General features: G+C 73.3%; 23 protein-coding genes. 16 read left to right on the top strand and 7 right to left on the bottom strand.

What is annotated here, in order from left to right:
- Nucleotides 1-126 precede the first annotated feature (126 nt).
- From AB0G11_RS28350 to AB0G11_RS28340, 3 genes are all read right to left on the bottom strand, one after another.
- Nucleotides 127-1,497 carry a DUF1116 domain-containing protein gene (locus tag AB0G11_RS28350; protein ID WP_357589560.1) on the bottom strand — a complete coding sequence of 457 codons (1,371 nt, stop codon included), beginning with the start codon at nucleotides 1,495-1,497 and terminating at the stop codon, nucleotides 127-129.
- The gene (locus tag AB0G11_RS28345) at nucleotides 1,497-3,056 is read right to left on the bottom strand and encodes an FdrA family protein (protein ID WP_357589492.1); all 1,560 of its coding nucleotides are present in this window, start codon (nucleotides 3,054-3,056) and stop codon (nucleotides 1,497-1,499) included. Before AB0G11_RS28345 ends, AB0G11_RS28350 begins: the two co-directional genes overlap by 1 nt.
- A gap of 138 nt (nucleotides 3,057-3,194) precedes the next feature.
- The gene (locus tag AB0G11_RS28340) at nucleotides 3,195-4,046 is read right to left on the bottom strand and encodes a DUF2877 domain-containing protein (protein WP_219506721.1); all 852 of its coding nucleotides are present in this window, start codon (nucleotides 4,044-4,046) and stop codon (nucleotides 3,195-3,197) included.
- Between the two features lie 130 nt (nucleotides 4,047-4,176).
- Here AB0G11_RS28340 and AB0G11_RS28335 point away from each other — a divergent pair, with 130 nt between their 5' ends.
- The 9 genes from AB0G11_RS28335 to AB0G11_RS28295 all read left to right on the top strand — a co-directional run bounded on the left by AB0G11_RS28335 (nucleotide 4,177) and on the right by AB0G11_RS28295 (nucleotide 14,058).
- Nucleotides 4,177-5,805 carry a PucR family transcriptional regulator ligand-binding domain-containing protein gene (locus AB0G11_RS28335; protein WP_357589490.1) on the top strand — a complete coding sequence of 543 codons (1,629 nt, stop codon included), beginning with the start codon at nucleotides 4,177-4,179 and terminating at the stop codon, nucleotides 5,803-5,805.
- A gap of 11 nt (nucleotides 5,806-5,816) precedes the next feature.
- Complete coding sequence (locus AB0G11_RS28330) at nucleotides 5,817-6,026, top strand: RNA-binding S4 domain-containing protein (RefSeq protein ID WP_219506709.1); 210 nt, start codon at nucleotides 5,817-5,819, stop codon at nucleotides 6,024-6,026.
- Between the two features lie 57 nt (nucleotides 6,027-6,083).
- Nucleotides 6,084-7,403 carry a solute carrier family 23 protein gene (locus AB0G11_RS28325; protein WP_219506702.1) on the top strand — a complete coding sequence of 440 codons (1,320 nt, stop codon included), beginning with the start codon at nucleotides 6,084-6,086 and terminating at the stop codon, nucleotides 7,401-7,403.
- Between the two features lie 108 nt (nucleotides 7,404-7,511).
- Nucleotides 7,512-8,870, top strand: coding sequence for a solute carrier family 23 protein (locus AB0G11_RS28320; RefSeq protein WP_219506700.1), 1,359 nt, complete (start codon nucleotides 7,512-7,514; stop codon nucleotides 8,868-8,870).
- The gene (locus AB0G11_RS28315; RefSeq protein WP_357589488.1) at nucleotides 8,867-9,703 is read left to right on the top strand and encodes an FAD binding domain-containing protein; all 837 of its coding nucleotides are present in this window, start codon (nucleotides 8,867-8,869) and stop codon (nucleotides 9,701-9,703) included. The genes AB0G11_RS28320 and AB0G11_RS28315 overlap by 4 nt, the downstream gene beginning before the upstream one ends.
- Entirely contained in the window at nucleotides 9,700-10,197 is a 498-nt protein-coding gene (locus AB0G11_RS28310; RefSeq protein WP_357589486.1) for a (2Fe-2S)-binding protein, read from the top strand. The genes AB0G11_RS28315 and AB0G11_RS28310 overlap by 4 nt, the downstream gene beginning before the upstream one ends.
- On the top strand, nucleotides 10,194-12,548 hold the full coding sequence (cutA, locus tag AB0G11_RS28305) for an aerobic carbon-monoxide dehydrogenase large subunit (protein WP_357589484.1): 2,355 nt from the start codon (nucleotides 10,194-10,196) through the stop codon (nucleotides 12,546-12,548). The genes AB0G11_RS28310 and cutA overlap by 4 nt, the downstream gene beginning before the upstream one ends.
- Nucleotides 12,545-13,567: a leucine-rich repeat domain-containing protein gene (locus AB0G11_RS28300; RefSeq protein ID WP_308125815.1), complete on the top strand. Its 1,023-nt coding sequence runs from the start codon at nucleotides 12,545-12,547 to the stop codon at nucleotides 13,565-13,567. The genes cutA and AB0G11_RS28300 overlap by 4 nt, the downstream gene beginning before the upstream one ends.
- 47 nt (nucleotides 13,568-13,614) lie before the next feature.
- Nucleotides 13,615-14,058, top strand: a complete 444-nt coding sequence (locus AB0G11_RS28295) for a hypothetical protein (RefSeq protein ID WP_219506692.1) — start codon at nucleotides 13,615-13,617, stop codon at nucleotides 14,056-14,058.
- Here AB0G11_RS28295 and cydB read toward each other — a convergent pair.
- The 3 genes from cydB to AB0G11_RS28280 all read right to left on the bottom strand — a co-directional run bounded on the left by cydB (nucleotide 14,030) and on the right by AB0G11_RS28280 (nucleotide 17,318).
- Nucleotides 14,030-14,935 (bottom strand): cytochrome d ubiquinol oxidase subunit II, encoded by a 906-nt coding sequence (cydB, locus tag AB0G11_RS28290; protein WP_219506690.1) that lies wholly within the window; start codon nucleotides 14,933-14,935, stop codon nucleotides 14,030-14,032. The two genes, AB0G11_RS28295 and cydB, sit on opposite strands and share 29 nt — an antisense overlap.
- A 10-nt stretch (nucleotides 14,936-14,945) precedes the next feature.
- On the bottom strand, nucleotides 14,946-16,289 hold the full coding sequence (locus tag AB0G11_RS28285; protein ID WP_219506688.1) for a cytochrome ubiquinol oxidase subunit I: 1,344 nt from the start codon (nucleotides 16,287-16,289) through the stop codon (nucleotides 14,946-14,948).
- Between the two features lie 171 nt (nucleotides 16,290-16,460).
- A complete protein-coding gene (locus AB0G11_RS28280; RefSeq protein WP_357589483.1) occupies nucleotides 16,461-17,318 on the bottom strand; it encodes a polysaccharide deacetylase family protein in 858 nt (285 codons plus the stop codon).
- Between the two features lie 98 nt (nucleotides 17,319-17,416).
- Here AB0G11_RS28280 and AB0G11_RS28275 point away from each other — a divergent pair, with 98 nt between their 5' ends.
- The 3 genes from AB0G11_RS28275 to AB0G11_RS28265 all read left to right on the top strand — a co-directional run bounded on the left by AB0G11_RS28275 (nucleotide 17,417) and on the right by AB0G11_RS28265 (nucleotide 19,812).
- Nucleotides 17,417-18,076, top strand: coding sequence for a carbon monoxide dehydrogenase subunit G (locus AB0G11_RS28275; protein WP_219506686.1), 660 nt, complete (start codon nucleotides 17,417-17,419; stop codon nucleotides 18,074-18,076).
- A 108-nt stretch (nucleotides 18,077-18,184) separates the two neighbouring features.
- Entirely contained in the window at nucleotides 18,185-19,081 is an 897-nt protein-coding gene (locus AB0G11_RS28270) for a hypothetical protein (protein ID WP_219506684.1), read from the top strand.
- Nucleotides 19,082-19,140: 59 nt separating this feature from the next.
- Nucleotides 19,141-19,812, top strand: a complete 672-nt coding sequence (locus AB0G11_RS28265) for a DsbA family oxidoreductase (RefSeq protein ID WP_357589481.1) — start codon at nucleotides 19,141-19,143, stop codon at nucleotides 19,810-19,812.
- Here AB0G11_RS28265 and AB0G11_RS28260 read toward each other — a convergent pair.
- Nucleotides 19,797-20,417, bottom strand: a complete 621-nt coding sequence (locus tag AB0G11_RS28260) for a thymidine kinase (RefSeq protein ID WP_219506682.1) — start codon at nucleotides 20,415-20,417, stop codon at nucleotides 19,797-19,799. The genes AB0G11_RS28265 and AB0G11_RS28260 overlap by 16 nt on opposite strands.
- A gap of 126 nt (nucleotides 20,418-20,543) precedes the next feature.
- On the opposite strand from AB0G11_RS28260, the gene AB0G11_RS28255 reads away from it, so the two are divergent.
- From AB0G11_RS28255 to AB0G11_RS28240, 4 genes are read left to right on the top strand one after another with little or no spacing between them, the layout of a single operon-like run.
- On the top strand, nucleotides 20,544-20,915 hold the full coding sequence (locus tag AB0G11_RS28255) for a hypothetical protein (protein WP_219506681.1): 372 nt from the start codon (nucleotides 20,544-20,546) through the stop codon (nucleotides 20,913-20,915).
- Nucleotides 20,916-20,922: 7 nt separating this feature from the next.
- Entirely contained in the window at nucleotides 20,923-22,926 is a 2,004-nt protein-coding gene (locus AB0G11_RS28250; RefSeq protein ID WP_357589479.1) for a hydantoinase/oxoprolinase family protein, read from the top strand.
- Nucleotides 22,919-24,724, top strand: coding sequence for a hydantoinase B/oxoprolinase family protein (locus AB0G11_RS28245; RefSeq protein ID WP_219506679.1), 1,806 nt, complete (start codon nucleotides 22,919-22,921; stop codon nucleotides 24,722-24,724). Before AB0G11_RS28250 ends, AB0G11_RS28245 begins: the two co-directional genes overlap by 8 nt.
- A gap of 45 nt (nucleotides 24,725-24,769) precedes the next feature.
- Nucleotides 24,770-25,339, top strand: coding sequence for a hypothetical protein (locus AB0G11_RS28240; protein ID WP_219506678.1), 570 nt, complete (start codon nucleotides 24,770-24,772; stop codon nucleotides 25,337-25,339).
- Nucleotides 25,340-25,357: the final 18 nt, after the last annotated feature.

Here is a 25,357-nt window from a genome sequence, read left to right as displayed (position 1 = left end):
CACGCCCCCATCTGTTACCTGCGTCGCGGCATACGTTCCAGATTAATGAGATTCGCCACGATATAGGCAGGCCATTCCGGGTGTGAAGCCAAACCTTCCTTACAGAAGCCCTGACCTGCCGATACGTCAGCCTGCAAGGGCCGCGAGCGCGCTGGTGAACGCCTCGGCGGGCGGGCTCACCAGCCCCGCCCCCACCTGCCCGGTGCCCGCGACACGCCCGGCGATGCCCGTGTTGACCACGGGCAGCAGCCCGGTCCTGGCGACCAGCGCCACGTCGATCCCCACCGGCGTCCCCCGGAAGCCCAGCGCCGGGATCTGGTAGGCCGGATGCTCCGCCAGCGTGATCTCGTACATGGACCGGGTCGCCGCCACCGCGTCCGCCACCTCCCCGCCCACGAACCGCACGATCGCCGGGGCCGCCGCCATCGCGAACCCGCCCAGGCCCGACGTCTCCGTGATCGTGGAATCGCCGATGTCCGGGTTCGCGTCGCCCGGCCCGTACGCGCCCAGGAACAGCCCGTCCGGCACCCCCGCCGGGCCGGTGAACCAGCGCGACCCCAGCCCCGACACCTGCACGCCGAAGTCCGTGCCGTTGCGCGCCATCGCCACCACCAGCGACGAGCCCGGCACGTCCCGCGCCGCGTCGGTGCTCACCTTGGCCGCCGCCATCGCCGCGTTCAGGAAGAAATGGTCGTTGCCCGCGATGAACCGCAGCACGTCCGACGCGTTCGCCGGAGCCGCGTCGACCACCGCCGGAGCCAGCTCCCGCAGCAGCAGCGAGGTGGCCGCCCGGTTGCGGTTGTGCAGCTCGTCGCCCATCTGCAACGCCTGTGCGATCATCGCCCGCAGGTCGATCGGGCCCGCCAGCTCCACCGCCGCCGACAGCACCGGGCCCAGCACCGTGTCCATCCAGCGCAGCCGCTCCAGCACCTCAGGCCCGTACGCGCCGTACCGCAGCACCTTGCCCAGGCCCTCGTTGAGCGAGCAGTACGCGACGCCGCCGTGCTCGTCGTCCCGCACCTCGAACAGCCACATCGACGGGCTGACCACCCCCGCCATCGGCCCCACCGCGCCGTGCCCGTGACACGGCTCCAGCAGGACGTCACCCGAGGCCAGCGCCTGCTCGGCGGCCCGCTCGTCCGGCGCGTACCGCTCCAGCAGCATCGCGCCGATCAGCGCCCCGCGCAGCGGCCCCGACGCCCGCCGCCACGTGATCGGCGGGCCCGCGTGCAGGAACATGCCCCTGGGCAGCCGCAGCAGCTCCGACGCCCGCCGCACCCCCGCCAGGTACGGGCGGGCACCGGTCATCCGGCGCACCGCCAGCTCGTTGGCCGCCCGCCTGCGCGGATCCGCCAGCACCCGCCCCAGCGCCTCGGCCGTCCCCGCCATCGGCGGCCGCCACGCCACGGTCACGGTGTCGGCGGCCTGCTCCCGCAACGCCTCCGCCAGCGGTTCGGCCCCCACGGTGATCACCATCGGCGGCCCGTCCAGCACCATCACGACACCTCCGTAACCGACCCCGGCCAAACCCCTCCAGGCGCGGACCCGGAGCCAGGACCGGACCCAGAGCCGTGAGCGGCGGCCCCGGGAGTACCGGGACCGGGGTCGAGGCGAGCGGCCCCGGGCGCTCCGAGGGCCGGAGCGGCGACCCCGGGAGCTCCGGGACCGGAATCGGGGGCAGGGGATGGGGGGCGGCTGGCGGTGGTGGCGGCGAAGCGGGCGGCGCGGGCGTTGGAGGCGAAGACGGCGGCCCCGGCGGCCCGGAGGGTCTCGGCCTGCCGCCGGAGCCCCTGGGGGTCACCCTCGGTGCCGACCAGCGCGACCACGACCGTGGCCGGGGACGCCGCGATCGCCGGGGCCAGTGCGGCTGCCGGGTCGGGGTCGGCCCCGTGCCCTAGCACCACGTCCATCAGCACCACCGCGTCCGGCGGCACCTTCCGCAACGCCTCCAGCCGCAGCGTCGGGTCGATCATCGGATGCGCACGCGCCCGCGTGTAAACGTCGTCCCCGTAGTCGGTGAACTCCCCCCGGCCCGCGACCGCCGCCGCCTCCGCGCACAACGTGCCCCCGGCGTACACGCCGACCAGCGCCCGCCCGCCCCCGGCCCCGCTACCGGTCCCGTCCCCGCCGGACGCCGCGACGTCGCCAGGGGCCGTCCACGACGGCCAGTCGGGCACCGGCACGCCCAGCGCCCGCAGGGCCTCCTCGGCCGCCGACGTCAGGTCCGCGTCCCCGCCGAGCACGGCCGTCACGACCGGCGTGCGCAGCGCCCCCGCCACCTCCCGTACGGCCGCCGCCACCTCGGGCGACGGCGGCTTGGAGATCAGCACGATCAGCTCGGTCGCCGGGTCGTCGTCCAGCATGCGCAGCGCCCGCACGGTGGACCGGCCGCCGATCTCCGCCGACAGGTCCCGCCCGCCGACCCCCAGCACATGGCTGACCCCCACCCCGGCCAGGTCGAGCAGGCACGTCACCTGCTGCGCCCCGGTGCCCGACGCGGCGACCACGCCCACCGGGCCGGGCCGCAGCACGTTCGCGAAGCCCAGCCCGACCCCGCCGATCACGGCGGTGCCGCAGTCGGGGCCCATGACCAGGACCCCGCGCTCGTCCGCCCGCTCCTTGAGCAGCCGCTCCTGCTCGACGGGCACCCCGTCACTGAAGATCATCACCGGCAGCCCGGCCTCCACGGCGTCCAGCGCCTCGGCGAACGCGTGCTCGCCCGGCACCGACACCAGCACCAGGTCGGCAGGCGACCTGGCGGCCGACCGGGTGGTGCGCGGCGGCTGCTCCGACTCCCGGCCCGGCGGGGCCCGCTCGGTGAGCCGCCGGTCCAGCTCCTCGGCGGCCCCGGCCACGTCGTCGCCCCGCAAGGCCACCAGCAGGTCGCCCGGGTCCGCCGCGGGCACGTCGAAGCCCAGGTCGCGGGCCAGGCCGAGGTTCAGCTGCGTGGCCATCGCCACCACCGCCACCTCGGCCCCCGGCAGGCCCGCACCGGCTCGCATGAGCGTCACCGAGTCGTGGTAGACGCCCCGGCGCACGAACACCGCATCACCCATGCCGACCCCCAGGACCGGGAACCCCGTACGGAGACCCAGGGGACGGCGGCCCCCCGAGCGGGCGGGACGCCCCTCCGGCGCGGCGCCCGGGGACGGGACGCCGGTCCCGCGTGGAAGGGCGCGCGCCCAGGGGACGGGTCATCGGCGGCCGCCCAGGGAGAGGACGGCGTCGAGGCCGATGGCGATGCCCTGGGCGAGGTCGGCGCCGGAGGTGTGGCCGAGGGCGTGGAGGCGGCGCAGGGCCGGTTCGAGCGCCTGGCGTCCGGCGAGGGCGCGCAGGACGGCGACGACCTCGGGCCCGGCCTGGCCGCGCGCCGCGCAGTGCAGGAGCGTCGCGGAGATCGGCGTGGTGCGGGTGCGGGCGTCGTAGGTGACGGCGGCGGCGAGCCAGCCGGCGAGCTTGACCGCCTGCCCGGCGCCGGTCGCGGCGCCGAGATGGCGCAGCGTCACCAGCAGCCCGGCCAGCACGTCGTCGCCGCTCGGGGTGAGCCCCGGCCCGAGGCCGACGAGCTGCTCGGCGGCGGTGACCGCGCCGACCAGCCGCCCGGACGCGCAGCTCACGGCCAGCAGATCGACGGCAGGGTGCCCGGCGAGCGCGGGCCCCGCAGGCGGAGGCGGCAGCGTCACGGCGGCGAGGCGGGCCGGGTCGACGGGGCCGAGGGGCGGGGCGGGGTCCCACCAGCGGCGGGCGCGCAGGCTGAGCCGGCCGAGCTCGACGGACCCGTCGCCGACGTGGGCGTCGTCGCCCACGGTGACGTGCGGCAGGGGAGCGGAGAGGAGGACGGAGTTGGGCAGCCGGGACGCCCCGCCCGTGATGACCGCGATCACCGACGGCTCCAGGTCGGTCCTGACCTCCAGGTAGATCCCGGCGGCGAAGGCGGCCAGCACCCGGGCGGGCCGCCGGGGCGCCTCCAGGACGGGCCGCACGGCCGCGCTGGCGGCGCCCGTGACGTGGACGCGTGCGCGCCCCGCGTGAGTGCCGACCGTCACCGGACCTCCCTATCGGCCTTGGACCTGACCGTAGAACGCGCCGGGCAACCCTCCGTACGGAGAAATTTGCCAACAGTCAGCGGGAAGGTTGGCTCTTCCTGCCAGACGTTTCTCGGGTCACAATCACCCCATGGAGCCCCCGGTCCGTCTCGCCAGCACCGGAACGATCATTCACGGTGTGTCCGTCGGGGAGGTGCTGGGCGTGTCGACGCTCGCGGGCGCCCGGCTGATCGCGGGGGAGCGCGGGCTGGGCCGCATCGTGCAGCGCCTCAACGTCATGGAGGTGCCCGACATCCTGGCCTGGGTCAAGCCGCACGAGCTGCTGCTGACGACGGGCTACCCGCTGCGCAACACGCCGCAGTCGCTCGGCCGCCTGGTCGCCGACCTGGACGAGCGCGGGCTGGCGGCGCTGGGGATCAAGCTGGGCCGCTACGTGGACGAGCTGCCCGCGGAGATGGCCGAGCAGGCGGAGCGGCTGGGCTTCCCGCTGATCCTGCTGCCGAACGACGTCGGCTTCGACGACATCCTCAACCAGGTGCTGACCGACATCCTCAACCGGCAGGCGGCGGTGCTGGTGCGGGCGGAGGAGGCGCACCGGGCGCTGGTGCAGGTGGTGCTGGCGGGCGGCGGGCTGGACGAGGTGACCGCCGAGGTGGCGGCCCTGCTGGACGTGGCGGTGGCGGCGGTCGACGGGCGCGGCCGGGTGCTGGCGGCGGCCGGCCCGCGGGAGCACGTGGCGGCGCTGCGCGAGTCGGCCGCCCACGACGGACTCCCGGCCTCGGCCGGCCAGGGGCAGCCGGGTCAGCCGGGGGCGGGGCCGCGCGGGCGGGTGATGGCGTCGGTGCCGGTGACGGCGGGCGGGCACCACCACGGCCGGATCGTCGCCTACAGCCCCGCCGGGGCGATCCGCGACAGCGACGTCGGCATCCTGGAACGGGCCGCGACGGTCGCGGCGCTGGCCGTCACCCGCCAGGAGGCCGTCCACGCCGTCGAGTCGAAGTACCGGGCCGACTTCCTGCGCGACGTGCTCACCGGCCGGGCCGGCACGGCCGAGCGGGTGGCGGCGCGGGCGCGGGCGTTCGGCTGGGACCTGGAGCGGCCCGTCACGGTGCTGGTGGCCGAGCTCGACCCCGACAGCGACGAGCGCACCGCCCAGGACCGCCTGGTCACCTGCTGGACGGCCGCGCTGCGCCGCCACGACCCGGGCGGCGCGGTCGCGGGCTTCTCGCACGAGGTGGTGGCCGTGGTGGGTGCGGAGGTGGACGCGTCCAGGCTCGCCAGGGACGCCGCCGCCGGGTTCGCCGACGTGCCGCCGGCGACGTTCTCCACCGGCACCTCCCGCCCGAGCCCGGGGGTGGCGACGCTGCCCGAGGCGTACACGCAGGCGCTCAAGGCGGCGCGCGTCGGCCGCCAGCTGCACGGCCCCGGCGCGGTCGCGCACTTCGACCAGCTCGGCGTCTACCGGCTGCTGTCGCTGGTCAGCGACACCGACGAGCTGCACGCGTTCGTGAAGGAGACGCTCGGCCCGCTGTCGTCCGACACCGACGCCGAGAACGCCGACCTGCGCCGCACCCTCCAGGTCCTGCTGGAGACGAACCTCAACGTGGCCGAGACCGCCCGGCGGCTGCACTTCCACTACAACACGCTGCGCTACCGCATCGGCAAGCTGGAGCGCCTGCTGGGCAACTTCACCGACGACCCCCACCTGCGCCTCAACCTGACGCTGGCCCTGCACGTGCTGCGCATGCGCGGCATCTAGGCTTGCTCTCCGTGGACCTGGAATTCGAGCTGCGCGACGACTTCATCCCGCTGTGCGACCTGCTGAAATACTGCGGCGTCACCGAGACGGGCGGCATGGCCAAGCATCTGATCGCCGAGGGCCTGGTGCTGGTCGACGGCGAGGTGGAGCTCAGGAAGACGTGCAAGATCCGCTCCGGCCAGGTGGTCAGCGGCGACGGTTTCGAGATCCACGTGAACTGACATCGCAGGTCACCCCCTATTGTGCTCTCCGGAACTACGGAGAGGACGGGCACGCGGATGGCGCTCGGGTGGAAACTGCACGGCGACGGCAAGAGGCTGACGCCGGGCGAGGTGGTCAAGCCGGACGAGCGGCTGTCGTGGCCCAGGACGGCCGGGATCGGGGCGCAGCACGTCATCGCCATGTTCGGCGCGACGTTCGTGTTCCCGCTGCTCATGGGCCTGGACGCGAACCTGGCCGTGATGATGTCGGGCGTCGCGACGATCATCTTCCTGCTGGTCGTGCAGGGCAAGGTGCCGAGCTACGTCGGGTCGAGCGCGTCGTTCGTCGGCGCGGTGGTGGCGATCCGGGCGGGCGGCGGCGACAGCGCCACCGTGACGGGCGCGCTGCTGGTGGTGGGCGTCGTGCTGGCGGCGGCCGGGCTGGCGATCCACCTGCTGGGGGTGCGGATCATCCACCGGGTGTTCCCGCCGGTGGTGACCGGCGGCGTGGTGATGCTCATCGGGTTCGGCATGGCGTACGTGGCGGCCGACAACTACTGGCCGCGCGATCCGTGGGTGGCGCTGCTGACGATGGTGGCGACGCTGGTGTTCGTCGGCCTGTTCCGCGGCTTCGTCGGCCGGATCGGCGTGCTGCTGGGCCTGGTGTTCGGGTTCGCGCTGTCGTACGTGTGGGACCTGGTCGGCGGGAAGATCGCCACGCCCGACGCGAGCGGTGCGACGACCGAGCGCTACCGGGTGGACCTGTCGAAGGTCGCCGAGGCCGACTGGTTCGGGCTGCCGGAGCTGCACGGTCCCGCGTTCGAGGTGTCGGCCGTCGTGCTGGTGCTGCCCGTGGTGATCGCGCTCATCGCCGAGAACGTCGGCCACGTCAAGGCCGTCGGCGAGATGACGAGGACCGACGTCGACGCCTACATGGGCCGGGCGGTGCTGGCCGACGGCGTCGGCACGGTGGTCGCCACGTCGGTGGGCGGCCCGGCCACCACCACCTACGCCGAGAACATCGGCGTCATGGCCGCCACCCGCGTCTACTCCACGGCCGCCTACTACATCGCCGCCGTGATCGCGATCCTGTTCGGGCTGTGCCCCAAGTTCGGCGCGCTCATCGCCGCCACCCCCGACGGGGTGCTCGGCGGCGTCACGACCATCCTGTACGGAATGATCGGGCTGCTCGGCGCGCGGATCTGGATGGAGAACAAGGTCGACCTGGCCGAGCCGGTCAACCTGCTGCCCACCGGGGCGGGCATCATCTGCGCGATCGGCCCGGTCGCCTTCCCGGTCACCGACACGTTCGCGCTGAGCGGCATCGCGCTGGGCACGATCGTGCTGCTGGCCGGCTACCACCTGCTTCACCTGGCCCGGCCGCGCCGGGAAGCCTGATCTCTGGTCAGCCGCGCAGTTTTGGCAGATCATGCCCGTGTACGTGCGCGCGGGCGGGCCTAATGTGCCCGCAACGCGGCAAGGCGGTCCGGGCGAAGAGGGGCTCGCATGGCTCTGAGATGGACCAGACACGGCGACGGCAGACATCTGGCTCCCGGCGAGGTCGTACGGCCTGACGAGCGGCTGAGCTGGCCCCGCATGGCCGGGTTCGGGGCCCAGCACGTGGTGGCGATGTTCGGGGCGACGTTCGTCTTCCCGCTCGTCATGGGGCTCGACCCGAACGTGGCGATCATGATGTCCGGGGTCGCGACGATCCTGTTCCTGCTGATCGTGAAGGGGAAGGTGCCCAGCTACCTGGGCACCAGCGCGTCGTTCGTGGGCGGGGTGCTGGCCGTGCGGGCGCTGTTCGGCGGCGACACGGCCGGGGCCGACGCGATCGTCACCGGGGCGATCCTGGTGGCCGGGCTCGTGCTGGCGCTGGTGGGGCTGGCGGTGCACTTCCTCGGCGTCCGGGTGATCAACCGGGTGTTCCCGCCGGTGGTCACCGGGGCGGTGGTCATGCTCATCGGGTTCGGCCTGGCGTACGTGGTGGCCGACGTCTACTGGCCGCAGGACCAGTGGATGGCGCTGGTCACGATGCTGATCACGTTCGTGGTCGTGGTGGCGTTCAAGGGGTTCCTCGGCCGGATCGGCATCCTCGTCGGGCTCGTGGCGGGCTTCGCGCTCTCGTGGGCGGCCGACCGGCTGTTCGGCATGGTGCCCGCCTACGACGACGGCGCCGTCCAGGTCGCGGCGCACTTCCGCGTCGACCTCGGCAAGGTGGCGCAGGCGCCGTGGTTCGGCTGGCCGGACTTCCACTGGCCCGGTTTCGAGGCCTCGGCCGTCCTGCTGGTGCTGCCCGCGGTCATCGCGCTCGTCGCCGAGAACATCGGCCACGTCAAGGCCGTCGGCGAGATGACGGGCACCGACGTCGACCCGTACGTGGGCCGCGCCGTCGCCGCCGACGGACTCGCCACCGTGGTCACCAGCGCCGTCGGCGGCTCGCCCACCACCACCTACGCCGAGAACATCGGCGTCATGGCCGCCACCAAGGTCTACTCCACGGCCGCCTACTACATCGCGGGCCTCATCGCGATCGCGTTCGGGCTGGTGCCCAAGTTCGGGGCGCTGGTCTCCGCGACGCCCGCGGGCGTGCTCGGCGGCGTCACCGTGATCCTCTACGGCATGATCGGGCTGCTCGGGGCGAAGATCTGGATCGAGAACCGGGTCGATTTCGCGGACCCGGTCAACATGGTCCCGATCGGCGCGGGAATCATCCTGGCGATCGGACCGGTGAAGCACATGATCAGCGGCGACTTCAGGCTGGAGGGCATCGCGCTCGGCACCATCGTGGTGGTGGGCGGCTGGCACCTGCTGCGCGTCATCGCCCGCCGCACCCCCGCGCCTGCCGGGAGCGAAGCCGGGTGAAGCCGCCCCCGTTCGTCCACCACGCGCCCCGCGACGTCGGCGAGACCCTGGAGATCCTGGCCGAGGCGGGGCCGCGCGGCAAGGTGCTCGCCGGCGGCCAGAGCCTCATCCCGATGCTCAACATGCGCCTGGCCGCCCCCGAGCACGTCATCGACATCAACCGCCTCACCGAGCTCGACACGGTCGAGGCCGGGCCGGGCGGCGTCACCGTCGGCGCGCTGGCCCGCCATGCCCGGGTGGCGCGGGCCGGCGTCCATCCGCTGCTCGGCCAGGCGCTGCGCCTGGTCGCCCATCCGGTGATCCGCAACCGGGGCACCGTCGTGGGCAGCCTCGCGCACGCCGACCCGGCCGCCGAGCTGCCCGCGGTCCTGGCCGTGCTCGGCGGCTCGGTGCGGGTGGCCCGCGCGGGCGCCGCCCCCAGGGACGTGCCCGCCGCCGAGTTCTTCACCGGCCCGATGGAGTCGGCGCTGCGGCCCGGGGAGCTGGCCGTGTCGGCGCACTTCCCGGCGCTGCCGCCGCGCACCGGCACCGCCTTCGCCGAGGTCTCCCGCAGGCACGGCGACTACGCGCTGGCCGGCGTCTGCGCCGTCGTCACGCTGGACGGGGACCTGCGCGTCGCCTCGGCACGGCTGGCCTGCATCGGCGTCGGCCCCGTGCCGCTCGTGGTGGACCTGGGCGCCGACTGGAAGAGCGCCGCCGACGCCGCGCGTGAGCGGGCGGAGCCGGACGGCGACGTGCACGCCAGCGCCGCGTACCGGCTGCATCTCGTCGGCGTGCTGGCACGGCAGGCGGCCGAGCGGGCCGAACGGACGGCGAGAGAGGCGGCGGCATGACCGACGGGCGAGCAGCGTCCCCGCACGAGATCACGCTGGTGGTGAACGGCGTCGCACGCCGCGCCCGGGTGCCCGGCAGGCGGCTGCTGTCCGACTGCCTGCGCCACGACCTGGGCCTGACCGGCACCCACGTCGGCTGCGAGCACGGCGTGTGCGGCTGCTGCACGGTGCTGCTCGACGGCGAGCCCGTCCGCTCCTGCCTGACGCTCGCCGTCACCGTCGACGGCCGCGACATCACCACCGTCGAGGGGCTGGCAGGCCCCGGCGGGCTCTCGCCCGTCCAGCGGGCCTTCGCCGAGTGCCACGCGCTCCAGTGCGGCTTCTGCACCCCCGGCTTCCTGTGTACGGTGACCGCGCTGTTGCGCGAGCACCCGGCGCCCACCGACGAACAGGTCACCGAGGGCATCTCGGGCAACCTGTGCCGCTGCACCGGCTACCGCAACATCGTCAAGGCCGTGCACCGCGCGGCCGAGCTCATGGCGGAGGAGTCATGAGCACCCGGCTGTTCGGCGAGCCGATGCCGCGCAGGGAGGACCCCAGGCTGCTCACCGGGCAGGGCCGCTACCTCGACGATCTCGGCCCCGGCGCGCTCGCCGCCGCGTTCGTCCGCTCGCCGCACGCGCACGCCCGCATCCGCGACATCGACGTCAGCGGCGCCCTTGACGTCGACGGCCTCGTCGCCGTCTACACCTGGGAGGACCTGCCCGAGCGGATCGGCAGGCCGCTGCCGCTGCTCATCCCGCACCCGGCGCTCACCCACGGCCGCACCGCCCGCCCGCTGGCCCGCGACGTCGTCCGCCACGTCGGCGAGCCCGTCGTCATGGTCGTCGCCGAGGACCGCTACCTGGCCGAGGACGCCTGCGCGCTCATCGAGGTCGACTACGAGGTGCTCGAACCCGTCGCCGGGCTGGAGGAGGCCGCGCGCGGCGACCGGCTCGTGCACGCCGACGTGCCCGGCAACGTCGGCGCCCACCTGGTGCAGGAGGTGCCGTCGGCCGGCGGCCGGAGCGCCGCCGACGCGATCGCCGCGGCCCCGCACACGCTCTCCTTCCGGCTCGACATCGAGCGCAGCGCGAGCATGCCGCTCGAAGGCCGCGGCGTCTACGCCCGCTGGGACGGCGCCGACCTGCGCGTCTACTCCAGCACCCAGACCTCCACCAGCGTCCGCATGGCCATCGCCGCCGCGCTGGAGCTGCCGCTGCCGCACGTCGAGGTCATCGCCCCCGACGTGGGCGGCGGGTTCGGCGTCAAGATCGTGCACCCGTGGCCGGAGGAGCTGCTGGTGCCGTGGGCGGCCATGCTGCTCGGCCGGGAGGTCAAGTGGGCCGAGGACCGGCGTGAGCACTTCGTCGCAGCCGCCCACGAGCGCGGCCAGGTGCACCGGGTGCGGGTCGGGTTCGACGACGAGGGGCGGGTGCTCGGGCTGGACGTGTCGATCCTGCACGACCACGGCGCCTACACGCCGTACGGGATCATCGTGCCGATCGTCACGTCCACGCAGCTCCTCGGGCCCTACCGGATCGGGGCGTACCGGGTCGAGTTCACCGCCGTCTACACCAACACCGTCCAGGTCACGCCGTACCGGGGGGCGGGGCGGCCGCAGGGCGTGTTCTGCATGGAACGGACCATGGACAAGATCGCCCGGTACCTGGGCAAGGACCGGACCGAGGTGCGGGCGGCCAACCTGATCCGGCCGGAGGAGTTCCCGTACGACCAGGGCCTGACCTTCCAGGACGGCCGCCCGCTCGTCTACGACAGCGGCGACTACCCCGAGATGCTGCGCATGATCAAGGAGCTGATCGGCTGGGACTCCTTCGAGCGGGCGCCCGGCCGGGGCATCGGCATCGGCTGCTACGTCGAGGGCACCGGCGTCGGCCCGTACGAGGGCGGGCACGTGCAGATCACCTCCGACGGGCGGGTGCACGTCTCCACCGGGCTCACCTCGCAGGGGCAGGGCCACGAGACCGCGTTCGCCCAGATCGCCGCGACCGAGCTGGGCGTGCCCGTCGAGCGGGTCTCCGTCGTCACCGGCGACACCCGCCGCTTCGGCTACGCCGTCGGCACGTTCGCCTCGCGCGCCGCCGTGATGAGCGGCAACGCGATCGCGCTGGCCTGCGCCGAGGTGCGCGCCAAGGCGCTGCGCGTCGCCGCCGCCGCGCTGGAGGCCGACCCGGCCGACCTGACCGTCACCGACGGGCTCGTGCACGTCGTGGGCGCGCCGTCGGCGTCGATCCCGCTGGCCACGGTGGCGGTGCTGGCCAACCCGCTGCGCTACGCCTTCGACGAGGAGACGGCCCGCGCCACCCAGTTCGCCGGGGCCGCGTCGCCCGACCGGCCGCCGGTCGAGCCGGGCGAGGAGCCGGGGCTGGAGGGGCGCGGCTACTACTCGCCGATCCGGTCCACGTTCGCCGCCGGCATGCACGCGGCCGTCGTCGAGACCGACCCGGAGACCGCCGAGATCAAGGTCGTGCGCTACGCCGTCGTGCACGACTGCGGGCGGCTGATCAACCCGATGATCGTCGAGGGGCAGATCCACGGGGGAGTGGCGCAGGGCATCGGCGGCGCCCTGTACGAGCGGATGGCCTACGACGGTGACGGGCAGCTGCTCAACGCCTCGTTCATGGACTTCCTCATGCCGTACGCGACCGAGATCCCGCCCATCGAGACCGGCCACCTGGAGACGCCGTCGCCGCTCAACCCGCTCGGCATCAAGGGCGCGGGCGAGGCGGGCGTCATCCCGGTGTCGGCGGTGATCGCCTCGGCGGTCGAGGACGCCGAAGGCATTAGCATCGACCGCATGCCGCTTTCCCCGTCCGACCTTTTCCACCTGCGCGAGGGCGCGTGAGCGAGCTGCGCGCGCCCGCCGCGGGCCTGACCGCGCCCCCCGCCCTGCCCGCCGGCGCCCGCGTCGTCGACCTGGCCTGGAACGAGCTGACCGAGCTGCCCGCGAGCGTGACCGGGCTGACCGCGCTGGAGGAGCTGCGGCTCGACGGCAACCGGCTGCGCTCGCTGCCCGACCTGTCGGGGCTCGCCGCGCTGCGCGAGCTCCACCTCGACGGCAACGCGCTCACCGCGTTCCCCGCCTGCCCGCCGGGGCTGGAGAGCCTCTTCCTGTACGGCAACGCCGTCGAGGCCATCCCCGACCGGCTCCCTCCGGGCCTGCGCCACCTGGCCGTCGGCGGCAACCGGCTGAGCGCCGTGCCCGGCGCCGTGTGGGAGCTGACCCGGCTCGAATCGCTCAACCTGGCCGAGAACGCGCTGACGTCGATCCCGCCCGCCGTCGCCCGCCTGACCCGGCTGCGCATGCTCGACCTGGGCCACAACCGGCTCACCGCGCTGCCGCCCGAGCTGGGCGAGCTGCCCCTCACCGACTACCTGTACGCCAGCGACAACGGCCTCACCGAGGTCCCCGACACCCTCGGCAGGCTCGACCGGCTGGGCTACCTCAACCTGACCGGCAACCGGCTCACCCGGCTCCCCGCCACGATCGGCCGGATGGCGTCGCTGGTGGAGCTGCGGCTCTACGACAACCAGCTGACGGAGCTGCCCGAGAGCATCGGCGGCCTGACCCGGCTGCGCGAGCTGCACCTGCGCGGCAACCGGCTGACCGCGCTGCCCGCCTCCGTCGGCGAGCTGGCCGAGCTGCGGACGCTCGACCTGCGCGACAACCACCTGCGCGCCGTGCCCGCCGAGCTGGCCAAGCTGGACCGGCTCAGCCACCTCGACCTGCGCAACAACCGGCTGCGCGACCTCCCGGAACGCCTGCCGTACGTGGACAAGCTGGACCTGCGCTGGAACAAGCTCGACGGCGACCCGCCGGTGCTGCGCGAGCTGGCCGCCCGGGGCTGCGTCATCCTGCGCTGAACCATCGCGCGCTGAACCGGGCCGCCCGCCTGTGCGTACCTCCGCACATGAAGACTCGTCCATGTCTGGCCGCCCTCGCGCTGCTGGCCGGGCTCGCCGCCGCGTGCGCGCCCGGCGCCGAGGGCGGCGGCGTCCCGAACCCCGAGCCCGCCGCCCCCCTCACCGTGGAGCAGCTCGCCGCCAAGGTCGGCTGCACGCCCCGGATGCAGGTCGACGCCGCCGACATCCGCACCGGCTACTGCAAGACCGAGGCCGGCCGCTTCTTCGTCAGCACGTTCGTCACCGAGGAGGGCAAGAACGCCTGGATGGACACCGCCCCCGAGTACAAGCCGCACCTGGTGGGGCCGCTGTGGACGGTGCTGGCCGACCTCAAGGTCCTGCGCAAGCTGCAGGAACCGCTCGACGGCGACCTGCACCTGTCGGACCACCGCGTCACACAGTCGCCCGCGGCGGGCGACCGTGTCACACAGTCGCCCGCGGCGGGCTACTGACCACCGGGAGCGTGACGCGCTTCCTGAACACCCAGTACGTCCACCCCTGGTAGCCGAGCACGAACGGCAGCGCGATCAGCCCGATCCAGCTCAGCATCGTCAGCGTGTAGGGCCCGGAGGCCGCCTCGGCCAGCGTCAGGCCCGGCAGCGGCGCGCCCCTCAGCTCGGTGAACACCGCCACCGACACCAGCACCAGCGCCGCCGCCATCGCGGTGAACGCCCAGCCCTCGCGGCGCCGCCACACCAGCGCCGTCGCCGCCGCCACGGCCCCCATCGCGGCCAGCGCCGGGATCGTGCCCACCGCCGACAGCGCGACCACGGCCACCGGGACCACCACGACGCTCACGGCCAGCGCGGCGGTCCTGGCGCGCCGCCGCACCGGCCCGTCGGTGCGCAGCGCCAGGAACACCGCGCCGTGCAGCAGGCACACCGCCAGCGAGAACACGCCGCCCATCAGCGCCGCCGTCGCGCTGCCGAACAGCAGGTCGGCGAAGACCGTGCCCCACACGAACGCGGGCAGCGCGCTGCCGACCGTGATGCCCAGGTCGCACCAGAACGGCTTGGCCACCTTGCCGCGCCACTCCAGGCCCACCCCGCGCACGATCAGCCCGAGCAGCACCAGCATGACCGGGATGTAGAAGCCGCTGAACATGCCCGCGTACCAGGCGGGGAAGGCGGCGAACATGGCGCCGACGGCGGTGATCAGCCACACCTCGTTGCCGTCCCACACCGGGCCGATCGTCTGCAGGGCCTGCCGCTGCTCGGCCGGCGTCCGGCTGACGAACGGGGCCAGCAGGCCCACGCCGAAGTCGAAGCCCTCCAGGACGAAGTAGCCCGTCCAGAGGAAGGCGATGATGACGAACCACAGATCGATCATGACCAGCTCCTCAGTACATCAGGGACGGTTCGCGCCGCTCGGCGGCTGGGACGGGCTCGTGCTCGTCCGGGCCCTTGCGCACGTGCCTGGCCAGCAGCACGATCTCGGCCACGGTCAGCGCCCCGTACACCAGCGTGAAGATCGCAAGTGAGGTCGCGACCTCGGCGAGCGAGACGCCGGGGGAGACGCTGGAGGCGGTCAGCAGCTCGCCCGCGACCGTCCACGGCTGGCGGCCCACCTCGCTGAGCAGCCATCCGGCGGTCACCGCCAGCAGCGGCAGCGGCAGCGCCCACAGCAGCGCCCTGGCCAGCCAGCGCGGCATCTCCCGCCTGCGCCGCATCAGCCACAGTCCCAGCACCGACAGTCCGACCGTCGCCATCCCGAACACGATCATCACCCGGAACGACCAGAACACGACGGTCTCGTCGGGGCGGTAGTCGCCGGGGCCGAACTCCTTCTCGAAGCGCGCCTGCAGGTCCTCGGTGCCCTGGACGACGGCGTCCGGGTCGTTGGTGGACAGGAAGCTCAGCACCTTGGGGATCTCGATCCCCGGCGCGATCGAGAACGGCGCCCCGGCCGTGTCGCGCTCCAGGCCCTCGGCCGCGGCCAGCTTCATCGGCTGCTGCTCGTACATGAGCTTGGCGGAGGTGTCGCCCGTGAGGGCCACGACCGCGCCCGCGATCGCCGTCATGACCAGCGCGGCGCGCGCCGCGCTGCGCCACATGTCCTCCTTGGTGCGCAGCAGCCAGTAGCCGCACACCGCCAGCACGAACCCGCCGGCCACCACGAACGCCGCCCCGACCACGTGCGGCACCTGCGCCAGCGCGGTGGAGTTGGTCAGCACCGCCCACAGGTCGGTCATCCTGGCCTTGCCGTCGACGACCTCGTAGCCGACCGGGTGCTTCATCCACGCGTTGGCCGCCAGGATGAAGTAGGCGGAGATGTTCGAGCCGATCGCCGCCGCCCAGATCGTCGCCAGGTGCACCCGCTTGGGCAGCCGGTCCCAGCCGAAGATCCACAGGCCCAGGAACGTCGACTCCATGAAGAACGCCAGCAGCGCCTCCATCGCCAGCGGCGCCCCGAACACGTCGCCGACGAACACCGAGTACTCCGACCAGTTCATGCCGAACTGGAACTCCTGCACGATGCCGGTGACCACGCCCATCGCGAAGTTGATCAGGAACAGCTTCCCGAAGAACTTCGTCAGCCGCAGGTACTGCTCCTTGCCGGTGCGATGCCACGCGGTCTGCAGCCCGGCCACGAAGACGCCCAGGCCGATCGTCAGCGGCACGAACAGAAAGTGGTAGACGGTGGTCACCCCGAACTGCCACCGTGCGAGATCCAGTGCGTCCATTTCCCCTCACCGCGTCCGTTAGCTCTACAGCCTGTAGTGCGTCTACTTGAAGTAGTACTACAAGCCGTAGAGCAATGCGATGCGATCTTCGTCACAACGCGCCCCCATCAGGCCGTTCAACGATGCCGGAGCGCCGCCGCCGGGCGCGTCACCCGCGCGGCGGACCGCCCGCTACGCCCCGGGACGGACGGCGGCGTCCAGGTACGCCCGCAGGTCGCCCAGCTCGTAGCCGCGGCGCTTGATCTTCTTGACCAGGATCCGGAAGTCCCTGGCCAGATTGGGGCGGAAGTGCATCAGCAGGATGTCGCCCGGGCGCAGCCGCTTGTCGGGCACCTGGTAGGCGATCTTGCCGCCCGGCTGGACGGTCGCGGTCCACAGCAGCACGGCGTCGATGCCGCAGCTCCCGGCCGCGCGCAGGGTGGCGGAGTTGTACGCGCCGAACGGCGGCCTGAACAGGGTCGGCCGGGCGCCGGTCTGCTTGCGGATCAGCGTGGAGGCGCCGCAGATCTCCCGGCGCTGGGCGTCGTAGCCCATCCGGCTGAGGTCGGGGTGGGTGAGCGTGTGGTTCTCGATCGGGACGCCCGCGTCGCGCAACTGCCGAAAATATCCCCACTTGCCCGCGCCGACGAAGCGTGCCTCGCCGCCCGACTGGTCCGGCGTCCCCTCCGCCTCCACCGCGTCCCGCATCGCGAACGCGGTCATCGGGATCCGCTCCTCCCGGATCTGCCTCACGAACCCCGGATCCTGCTCCCAGCCGTCGTCGATCGTCAGGAACACGACCTTGCGCCTGGTCGGGATCGAGCTCACCACCGGCGGCAGCCCGCCCGACGCCCGGATCCGCCCCACCTCGCCCGGCCTCGGCGCCACCCCCTGCGGGCCCGGCGTCCTCGTCCCGGCCGTCGCCGGCTTGCGTGCCGCGCCGCTCTCCCGCGCCGCGCCGCCGTCCTGCCGCGCCGGCTCCGCCGCGCACCCCGCCATCAGCAGCACCGCGGCGATCGCCGCGCCCCGCCGCGCCCGTCCCCCGTACATGCCGCACCATCCTGCCAGTCCCGATCACCACGTACGCAATCCGCGTTGGTCAGGTGTTGCCCTTATCGCCGGGGCCGGCGGCTTTCTAGAGTGGCGGTGTGAAAGTCGCAGGCAGCGCCGTGATCGGCGTCGACAGAGACCGCGTGTGGGCCGCCCTGCAGGATCCGGCGGTGCTCGTGCGCACCATCCCGGGCTGCGAGCGCCTGGAGGAGACCGGGCCCGACACGTACCGGATGACCGTCAACGCCGGGGTCGCCTCGCTCAAGGGCGTCTACCGGGGCGAGGTCGCGCTCGCCGACCCCTCGCCGCCCGAGACCTTCGTCCTGCGCGCCCGCGGCCAGGGCGCGCCCGGCACGGTCGACGCCACCGTCCGCGTACGCCTCAGCGAGGTGGACGGCGGCACCCGCGTCGACTACGACGCGGACGCGGTCGTCGGCGGCATGATCGGCGGCGTCGGGCAGCGCATGCTCGGCTCCGTCGCCCGCCGCACCGCCGGTGACTTCTTCACCGCCGTCGACCGGCACCTCCGCACCGCCGGGGCCCCGGACGCCCCCGCACCCGAGGCCGTGGCCACCGGCGAACTCCCGTCCCCCAACGGCGCCCACCCCCCGGCCCCGGCGCCCCCCGTCTACGAACGTCCCGCCAGACAGCCCGCCGAGACGCGGCCCTGGGTGATGCTGGCCGCGTTCGGCATGGGCGCGGGCGTCGCACTCGGCAGCGCCGCCGTCGGCTGGCTCTTCGGCCGCTCCCGCCGCTGACCCCCCGGGGGGCCGCCCACCCTCGGGCCCGCGGTGGCGGGGTGACCGGTGGGTTTGTGTGCAGGGTGGACTCTCGCGGAAAAGGATCTCCGGGCGTAGCGTGGCGGTATGCGGCAGGCACACGCTGAAGACGCCAGGACCGAGGCCAGACGAGTGATCCGCAACCTGCTGGGCGACGATCGCCCGACCGCCGGGTCGCTGGTGGCCGAGGCGCGTCCGGTGGTCGGCGAGGAGCGGTGCGAGCGGTGTCTCGGGCTGGTCCTGGGCGCGTCGCTGACGCGGCGGTCGGCGGAGCTGGCGGCGATCGCCGCGCTGCTGGTCGGCACGCGGGAGCTGGGCGTGGAGTGGTGGACGCGCCCCAGGGGCGGGAAGCTGCCCGCGCCGGACGAGGTGTTGCGCACGGCCGTGGCGATCGAGCCGTGGACCGACCTGACGGCGCTGGAGATGCTGGCCGCGTGGGCGTCCGACGACGCCGCCGACGCGCTGTGGGGCAAGCCGGTCGCCGAGGTGGACCTGAACTCCTGGCATGCCGAGGACCGTTTCGCGCTGCCCGAGGGGGTGCGGCCGGGGCAGCGGCTGGTGGTGCACTTCGACGCCGGGGGGAGGCTGGACGCGGTCGTCACGCGGCGTCCCGACGAGGAGCTGGGCTCCAACCTGGACTTCCACTCGCTGCGTTATTCGCGGCCCGCCGAGGCGCAGTGGAGCTGGGGGGTGGCGGCCGGGCTCGGGCCGCACCGGCTGCCGGGCGAGGAGCCGGACCCGTACGCGCGGCCGGTCGAGGCGGAGGCGGTGCGGATCCTGCGTGACTGGGCGCTGCGGCACGGCGCGACGGCGGCGCAGCTCGGGGAGCGGTGGGAGAGCGTCGGGGACGTGGTGGCGGCGATCGAGCGGGTCGACTGGATGTGGCGCAGCGGCGAGTGGTTCGGCTGGTGGCGTGGCGCGTCGGCGCTCGTCGACGGCTCGGCCTACCTGCCGTACCGCCTGGAGGAGCTGGCCTCCGGCTGACACCGCCGGTCCGGGCGGGGGCTGGAATCAGCGGGGCGGGGGTGTGGTTGTGGTTGGGCGTGAAGGTTGAGATTTTCTCTGACATCGTCTGCCCCTGGTGCTATATCGGGCACACCCGGTTCGCCCGTGCCGCTGAGGCGTTCCGGGCCAAGGGCGGGGTCATCGACGTGACGATGCGCCCGTACCAGCTCAACCCGGACGCCCCGGCCGAGGGCGAGCCGCTGATTCCGGCGCTGGAGCGCAAGTTCGGCCCGAACGTGGCGCAGATGACCTCCCGGGTCACCGCCGCCGGCGCCGAGGACGGCCTCGACATGCGCTTCGACCAGGCGATCAGCGCCAACACGTTCGAGGCGCACCGGCTCGTCGAGGTCGCCACCGGGCAGGGCCTGGGGGAGGAGATGACCGGGCGGCTGTTCCGGGCGCACTTCACCGACGGGCTGAACGTCGGCGACCCGCAGGTGCTGGCGAAGCTGGCCGCCGAGACGGGCGTGCGCGACACCGGCGAGGGCGCGGACGCGGTGCGCGAGCAGGTGGCGCGGGCCGCGCGGCTCGGGATCACCGGGGTGCCGCTGTTCCTGTTCGAGGAGCAGTTCGCGGTGTCGGGGGCGCAGCCCGTGGAGACGTTCGCGGCCGCCGTCGACGAGGTGGCGGCGCGTACCGGGCAGACCCCGATCACGCAGCTCGCCACCCCCGGCGACGGGTGCGACGACGACGGCTACTGCGCCGTCTGACCGGCGGCGGCGGGGGTGAGGGCCGTGGTGCCCTCGCCGAGCAGGCCGGCGCGGTGGTGACGGCGGCACAGCACCTGGTAGCGCACCGGGGAGGCGTCGGTGTCGCCGATGACGACCTGCTCGCCGGTGCGCGCCAGCTCGCCGCCCACGACGCGGGCGTTGAGCAGGCCGGGCCTGCCGCACCAGCACAGCACCTCGACCTGCAGCCGGCACACCTCGTCGGCCAGCTCGAACAGCCGCTGCGCCGCCGGGAACATCACCGACCGGAAGTCCGAGGCGAGCCCGAACGCGTACACGTCGATCCCGTGCTCGTCGACCAGGTCGGCGAGCTGCTCGATCTGCTCGACGGTGTAGAAGCACGCCTCGTCGCAGATCAGATAGTCGATCTTGTCGTGCGCGCCGACCAGCGCCACCAGGTCGAGCGAGTCGTCCACCTCGATCGCCTCCAGGCCGAGCCCGATGCGGCTGGTGACGCGCGGCCCGCCGGACCGGTCGTGTTTGGTGAGCACCAGGCCGCGCCTGCCCTGGCGGCCGTGGTTGTAGTTCATCTGCAACGCCAGCGTGGACTTGCCGCAGTCCATCGGCCCGAAATAGAACTTCAGCACGGCATCACGAGCACCCGGCGGCACAGGAGACAGGGCAGACGATTCAGTCACGGGGTGCCACCTTAGCGGCTTGGCTTGTTCCATGACCTCGTGGGACATTTCTCCTCTGGAGTATCAGGAGGAACCGTGGTCCATGACAAACCCCCGTCGCTCGACGCGATGATGACCCCCGACGAGGTCACCGCCGCGCAGGCTGACGCCGCCCGGTGGCGGTACGGCTTCTTCGTGGTCGTGACCGGCATCGTGGCCGTCCTCGTCGCGTTCGGCGCCGCCGTGTTCGCCACCGGGGAGCTCGCCGCGCTGTTCGCCGGGGTGGCCGGGGTGATCGGCACCATCATCGGCGCCTACTTCGGCGTGCAGGCGGGCCAGTCGGGGAAGGCCAGGGTCGAGGCCGAGCTGTCCAAGGCACAGGAGATGGTCGTCCGGCTCGCCGCCTACGTCGGCACCGAGAACGCGCCCAAGGTCATCGACGAAGTGCTCGGCCGTCGCCGAAGCTAGAGGAGCCATGCGCAGCGTCCGTATCGGAGTCGACACCGGCGGGACGTTCACCGATGTGGTGGCGGTGGACGAGCAGACCGGTGAGATCGTCACGACCAAGACCCCCTCCACCCCCGCCAACCCGGCAGACGGCTTCCTCACGGGCGTCGCCAGGCTGGGCGAGCTCGACGTCGCCTCGATCGTGCACGGCACCACCGTGGCGACGAACCAGCTCCTGGAAGACCGGATCTCCAACCTGGGCCTGATCACCACGGAGGGCTTCGAGTTCCTCCTGGAGATCGGCCGGCAGAGCGTTCCCGACGGCTACGGCAACTCGTACTTCTGGGTCAAGCCTCCCCGGATCGTCCCCGTGCACCTGGTGAAGACCGTCGGCGGCCGGCTGGACCACCGAGGCGCCGAGGTGCGGCCGTTCTCGGAGGAGCAGGCCGCCGAGGTGGCGCGCTGGTTCCGGGCCCGGGGCGTGACCGCGATCGGCGTGTGCTTCCTGCACTCCTACGCCAACCCGGCCCACGAGCGGCGCATGCGCGAGGTGCTGGCCCGCGAGCACCCCGAGGCCGTGGTGTCGCTGTCCAGCGACGTGCTGCGTGAATACTGCGAGTACGAGCGCGCCGTCACCACGCTGGTCGACGCGGCGGTCAAACCGGCCATGCGCGCCTACATCGCCAACCTGTCGAGCCGCCTGGGCAAGCCGTTCTCGGTGATGAAGTCCAACGGCGGCGTGCTGTCGGCGCGCGAGGTCGTCCACCAGCCCGTCACCACGGTCCTGTCGGGGCCGGCGGCGGGCGCGCTCGGCGCGAGCCTGATCGCCGCCAACGCCGGGCACCCGTCCGTGATCACGCTGGACGGCGGCGGCACCTCGACCGACGTGGCCGTGGTGATCGACGGCGAGCCGTCCGTCACCACCGAGGGGTCCGTCGGCCGCTACCCGTGCAAGGTCCCGATGATCGACATCGTGACCGTCGGCGCGGGCGGCGGCTCGATCGCCTGGATCTCGCCCGAGGGCACGCTCAAGGTCGGCCCCCGCTCGGCCGGCGCCGACCCGGGCCCGCTCTGCTACCGCCGGGGCGGCACCGAGGTGACGGTCACCGACGCGCACGTCTACCTGCGCCGCATCCCGCCGCACCTGCTCGGCGGCGAGATCCCGCTCGACTACGACGCCGCCCGGATGGGCGTCGAGGCGCTGGCCGACAAGCTCGGGCTCACCCCCGAGCGCACGGCGACGGGCATCCTGGAGATCAGCGCGTTCAACCAGAGCAACGCGATCCGGCAGCTCACCGTCAAGCGCGGCCTCGACGTGCGCGACTTCCCGCTGGTGACGTTCGGCGGCTCGGGGCCGCTGCTGGCCTGCCGGCTCATCGACATCCTCGGCCTGCCCGCCGTCATCGTCCCGCCCGAGCCGGGCAACGTCTCGGCGTTCGGCCTGCTCACCGTCGACGTCAAGAACGACTACGTGCGTACCTGCGTCACCCGCGACCTCGACCTGGCCACGGCCGCCAGGATCTTCGGCGAGCTGGAGGGCGAGGCCGCCGAGGCGCTCGACCGCGAGGGCTTCGACGAGCCCGTCCACGTCCGCAGCGCCGACCTGCGCTACTACGGCCAGGCCTACGAGGTGCGGGTCCCCGCCCCGGCCGGGCCGCTGGACGAGCAGTGGCGCGAGCAGGTCGTGGCCCGCTTCCACGACGCCCACGAGAAGCTGTACGGCTACGCCTACCGCGACGACGCGCGCCACGGCGTCGAATGGGTCAACCTGCGCGTCTCCGGCATCGGCCCCATCACCCGCCCGGTCATCCGGCGTGACCCGTACCGGCGGATCGAGCCCGTCGAGGCGAGCAGGAGCGTCCACTTCGAGGAGGCGCACGACACCCCGGTCCACCAGCGCGCCGCGCTGGAGGCCGGCACGGTCGTCGCCGGGCCCGCCGTCATCGAGGAGTACGGGTCCACCATCCCGATCCATCCCGGCTTCTCCGCGAAGGTGGACGAATACGGCAACCTGGAGGTGCGGCGTGACTGACCCGATCCTCGTGGAGATCGTCGAGGGCACGCTCGCCTCCGTGGAGAAGGAGGTCGAGACCGCCATCGCGCGCACGGCCCGCTCGCCGATGATCCGCGACGCGCACGACTTCCGCGCCGGCATCCACGACGTACGGCTGCGCAAGCTCACCGGCCGCTCCTACAGCGCGCTCGTGCAGCCGGTCGTCCGCGACTTCCCCGTCGAGACGATGAAGCCCGGCGACGTGTACTTCCACAACGACGTCTACCTGTCCGAAGGCGGCATCGGCCACCTGCCCGACCTGTGCGTCACCGTGCCCGTCTTCCACGACGGCGAGGTGGTGGCGTTCGTGCAGGCGTTCGGCCACCACGACGACATCGGCGGCTCGGTGCCCGGCTCCATGCCCTCGCACGCCCGCTCGGTGTACGAGGAGGGGCTGATGGTCCCGCCGATCAAGCTGTGGGACCAGGGCGTGCCGAACGAGGCCGCGCTGCGCATCATGACGCGCAACTCCCGCATGCCCGACTCGCTGGCCGGCGACCTCGACGCCGAGTGCTCGGCCTGCCTCATGGGCGCCCGCCGCCTCGCCGAGCTGTTCGGGCGCTACGGCAGGCAGGCGGTCGAGGAGTGCTTCGACGCCATCATCGGCAAGACGACCGAGACGTTCCGCCGCGAACTCCTGGCCAAGATCCCCGAGGGCACCTACACCTGGGAGGACTACGCCGAGCACGACGGCGTCGACGAGCCGCGCCTGCACGCCCAGCGCATCACGCTGACCGTCGACCACGCCGCCGAGGCGCCGCTCACCATCGACTTCACCGGCACCTCACCCCAGGCCAAGGGCCCGATCAACCACGCGGGCGACTACGCCGACGGCGTCTTCCTGAAGAAGTGGCTCGCGCCCGTGCTGCGCAACCTGGCCGACACGCCCGAGCGCATGGCCGAGCTGGACGTCAACGAGGGCGTCGTCCCCCTCATCAAGATGATCTTCCCGGAGAAGGGCACGCTGCTCACCCCGGTCTTCCCCGCGCCCACCAACGCCCGCACGTTCGTCATCCTGCGGCTGCTCGGCGTCCTGGCCGGGGTGCTCGCCAAGGCCACCGGCGGACGCATGCCCGCCGACCAGGAGACCATCCGCTACACCGGCGTGCACGGCATCGGCGACGACGGCCCCTACCTCATGCGCGAGGTGCTCGGCGGCGGCTCCGGCGGACGCTGGTACGCCGACGGCGAGGACACCATCCACGTCGTGCCCGACTCGCGCAACATCCCCGTCGAGTTCGCCGAGGCGCGCTGGCCGTTCCGGGTGGAGCGGCTCGGGCTGGCCTGCGACTCCGGCGGGCCCGGCATGTTCCGCGGCGGCCTCGGCTACGACAAGCACATCCGCATGCTGCGCGACGCCTCCTACATGTCCATCGCCGACCGGTCCATCCTGTCCTGCTGGGGCGTCAACGGCGGCCTCGCCGGGCGCCCCTTCCGCGTCGAGATCGCCGGCAAGGAGATGGAGGGGCTGGTCGACGACCACCCGGTGCAGGCCGGCGAGCTCATCCGCATCCGCACCACCGGAGGCGGCGGCTGGGGCTCCCCCTACGACCGCGACCCGCGCGCCGTCGCCGCCGACGTCCGCGACGGCAAGGTGTCGATCGCCGGCGCCCTCGGCGACTACGGCGTCGTCCTCGACGGCGACCGCATCGACGAGCAGGGCACCGCCGAGCTCCGTGCCCGCCTGCGGCCCCCGTCCGACCGCTTCTTCGACCGCGGCCCCGGCTACCCCCGCCTCTCGGGCGGGCGCACGTTCGCGGAGGTCGACGAACTGTAGGGAGATCGTCACGTTACGTGAGGGGCGGGGCTAGCATGAGCGCTCGTGAACCCCCCGTTCTCCGCGTACGTCGACGAGTCGATGCGGTTCTCCCATGGCCTTTACCTGATGGCCGCCGTGCTCGTCCCGCCGGCCCGGGCCGAGTGCCATCGGGCCGCCCTCCGTGAACTGCTGCTTCGCCGGCAGCGGCGGCTCCACTGGCGTGACGAGAACGCCAAACGGCGGACGCTGATCGTCGAGGCGGTGGCGGAGCTGCGGCCCTCCGCGCTCGTCGTCGTGGGCACCGGCCTCGACGCCAGGAGGCAGGAGCGGGCGCGCCGCAAGTGCATGGAGCACCTGCTCTGGGAACTCGGGCGACGGCCGGTGCTGGAGATCTTCTTCGAGTCGCGCGGGCCCGGGCTCGACGCGGCTGACCGGGACCTGATCGACGTCCTGCGCATCCGTCACGCCATCAGCCCGAGGCTGCGGGCGCTCTGGGTGCCTGCCGTCGAGGAGCCGCTGACCTGGCTGCCCGACGTGGTGGCGGGCGCCGCGTCGCTGGCCGCCGCGGGACGGACGGAGCTTTGGGAGGGGCTCGGCGCCGGGATGGAGATGGTCTACGTGACCGTCGGCTGAGGCCGGACAGCGCAAAGC

It is taken from the genome of Nonomuraea sp. NPDC023979 (genome assembly GCF_040639085.1).
Lineage (GTDB): Bacteria > Actinomycetota > Actinomycetes > Streptosporangiales > Streptosporangiaceae > Nonomuraea > Nonomuraea ceibae.
This window is presented reverse-complemented; position numbering and strand designations above follow the sequence as displayed.

Excerpts from the sequence above, each read along its gene's own strand:
- AB0G11_RS28250 (WP_357589479.1), top strand. The coding sequence starts at position 20,923 with ATGCGCAGCGTCCGTATCGGAGTCGACACCGGCGGGACGTTCACCGAT.
- AB0G11_RS28270 (WP_219506684.1), top strand. The coding sequence starts at position 18,185 with ATGCGGCAGGCACACGCTGAAGACGCCAGGACCGAGGCCAGACGAGTG.
- cutA (WP_357589484.1), top strand. The coding sequence starts at position 10,194 with ATGAGCACCCGGCTGTTCGGCGAGCCGATGCCGCGCAGGGAGGACCCC.
- AB0G11_RS28280 (WP_357589483.1), bottom strand. The coding sequence starts at position 17,318 with ATGTACGGGGGACGGGCGCGGCGGGGCGCGGCGATCGCCGCGGTGCTG.
- AB0G11_RS28325 (WP_219506702.1), top strand. The coding sequence starts at position 6,084 with ATGGCGCTCGGGTGGAAACTGCACGGCGACGGCAAGAGGCTGACGCCG.
- AB0G11_RS28350 (WP_357589560.1), bottom strand. The coding sequence starts at position 1,497 with ATGGTGCTGGACGGGCCGCCGATGGTGATCACCGTGGGGGCCGAACCG.
- AB0G11_RS28295 (WP_219506692.1), top strand. The coding sequence starts at position 13,615 with ATGAAGACTCGTCCATGTCTGGCCGCCCTCGCGCTGCTGGCCGGGCTC.
- AB0G11_RS28285 (WP_219506688.1), bottom strand. The coding sequence starts at position 16,289 with ATGGACGCACTGGATCTCGCACGGTGGCAGTTCGGGGTGACCACCGTC.
- AB0G11_RS28345 (WP_357589492.1), bottom strand. The coding sequence starts at position 3,056 with ATGGGTGATGCGGTGTTCGTGCGCCGGGGCGTCTACCACGACTCGGTG.
- cydB (WP_219506690.1), bottom strand. The coding sequence starts at position 14,935 with ATGATCGATCTGTGGTTCGTCATCATCGCCTTCCTCTGGACGGGCTAC.
- AB0G11_RS28335 (WP_357589490.1), top strand. The coding sequence starts at position 4,177 with ATGGAGCCCCCGGTCCGTCTCGCCAGCACCGGAACGATCATTCACGGT.
- AB0G11_RS28310 (WP_357589486.1), top strand. The coding sequence starts at position 9,700 with ATGACCGACGGGCGAGCAGCGTCCCCGCACGAGATCACGCTGGTGGTG.
- AB0G11_RS28320 (WP_219506700.1), top strand. The coding sequence starts at position 7,512 with ATGGCTCTGAGATGGACCAGACACGGCGACGGCAGACATCTGGCTCCC.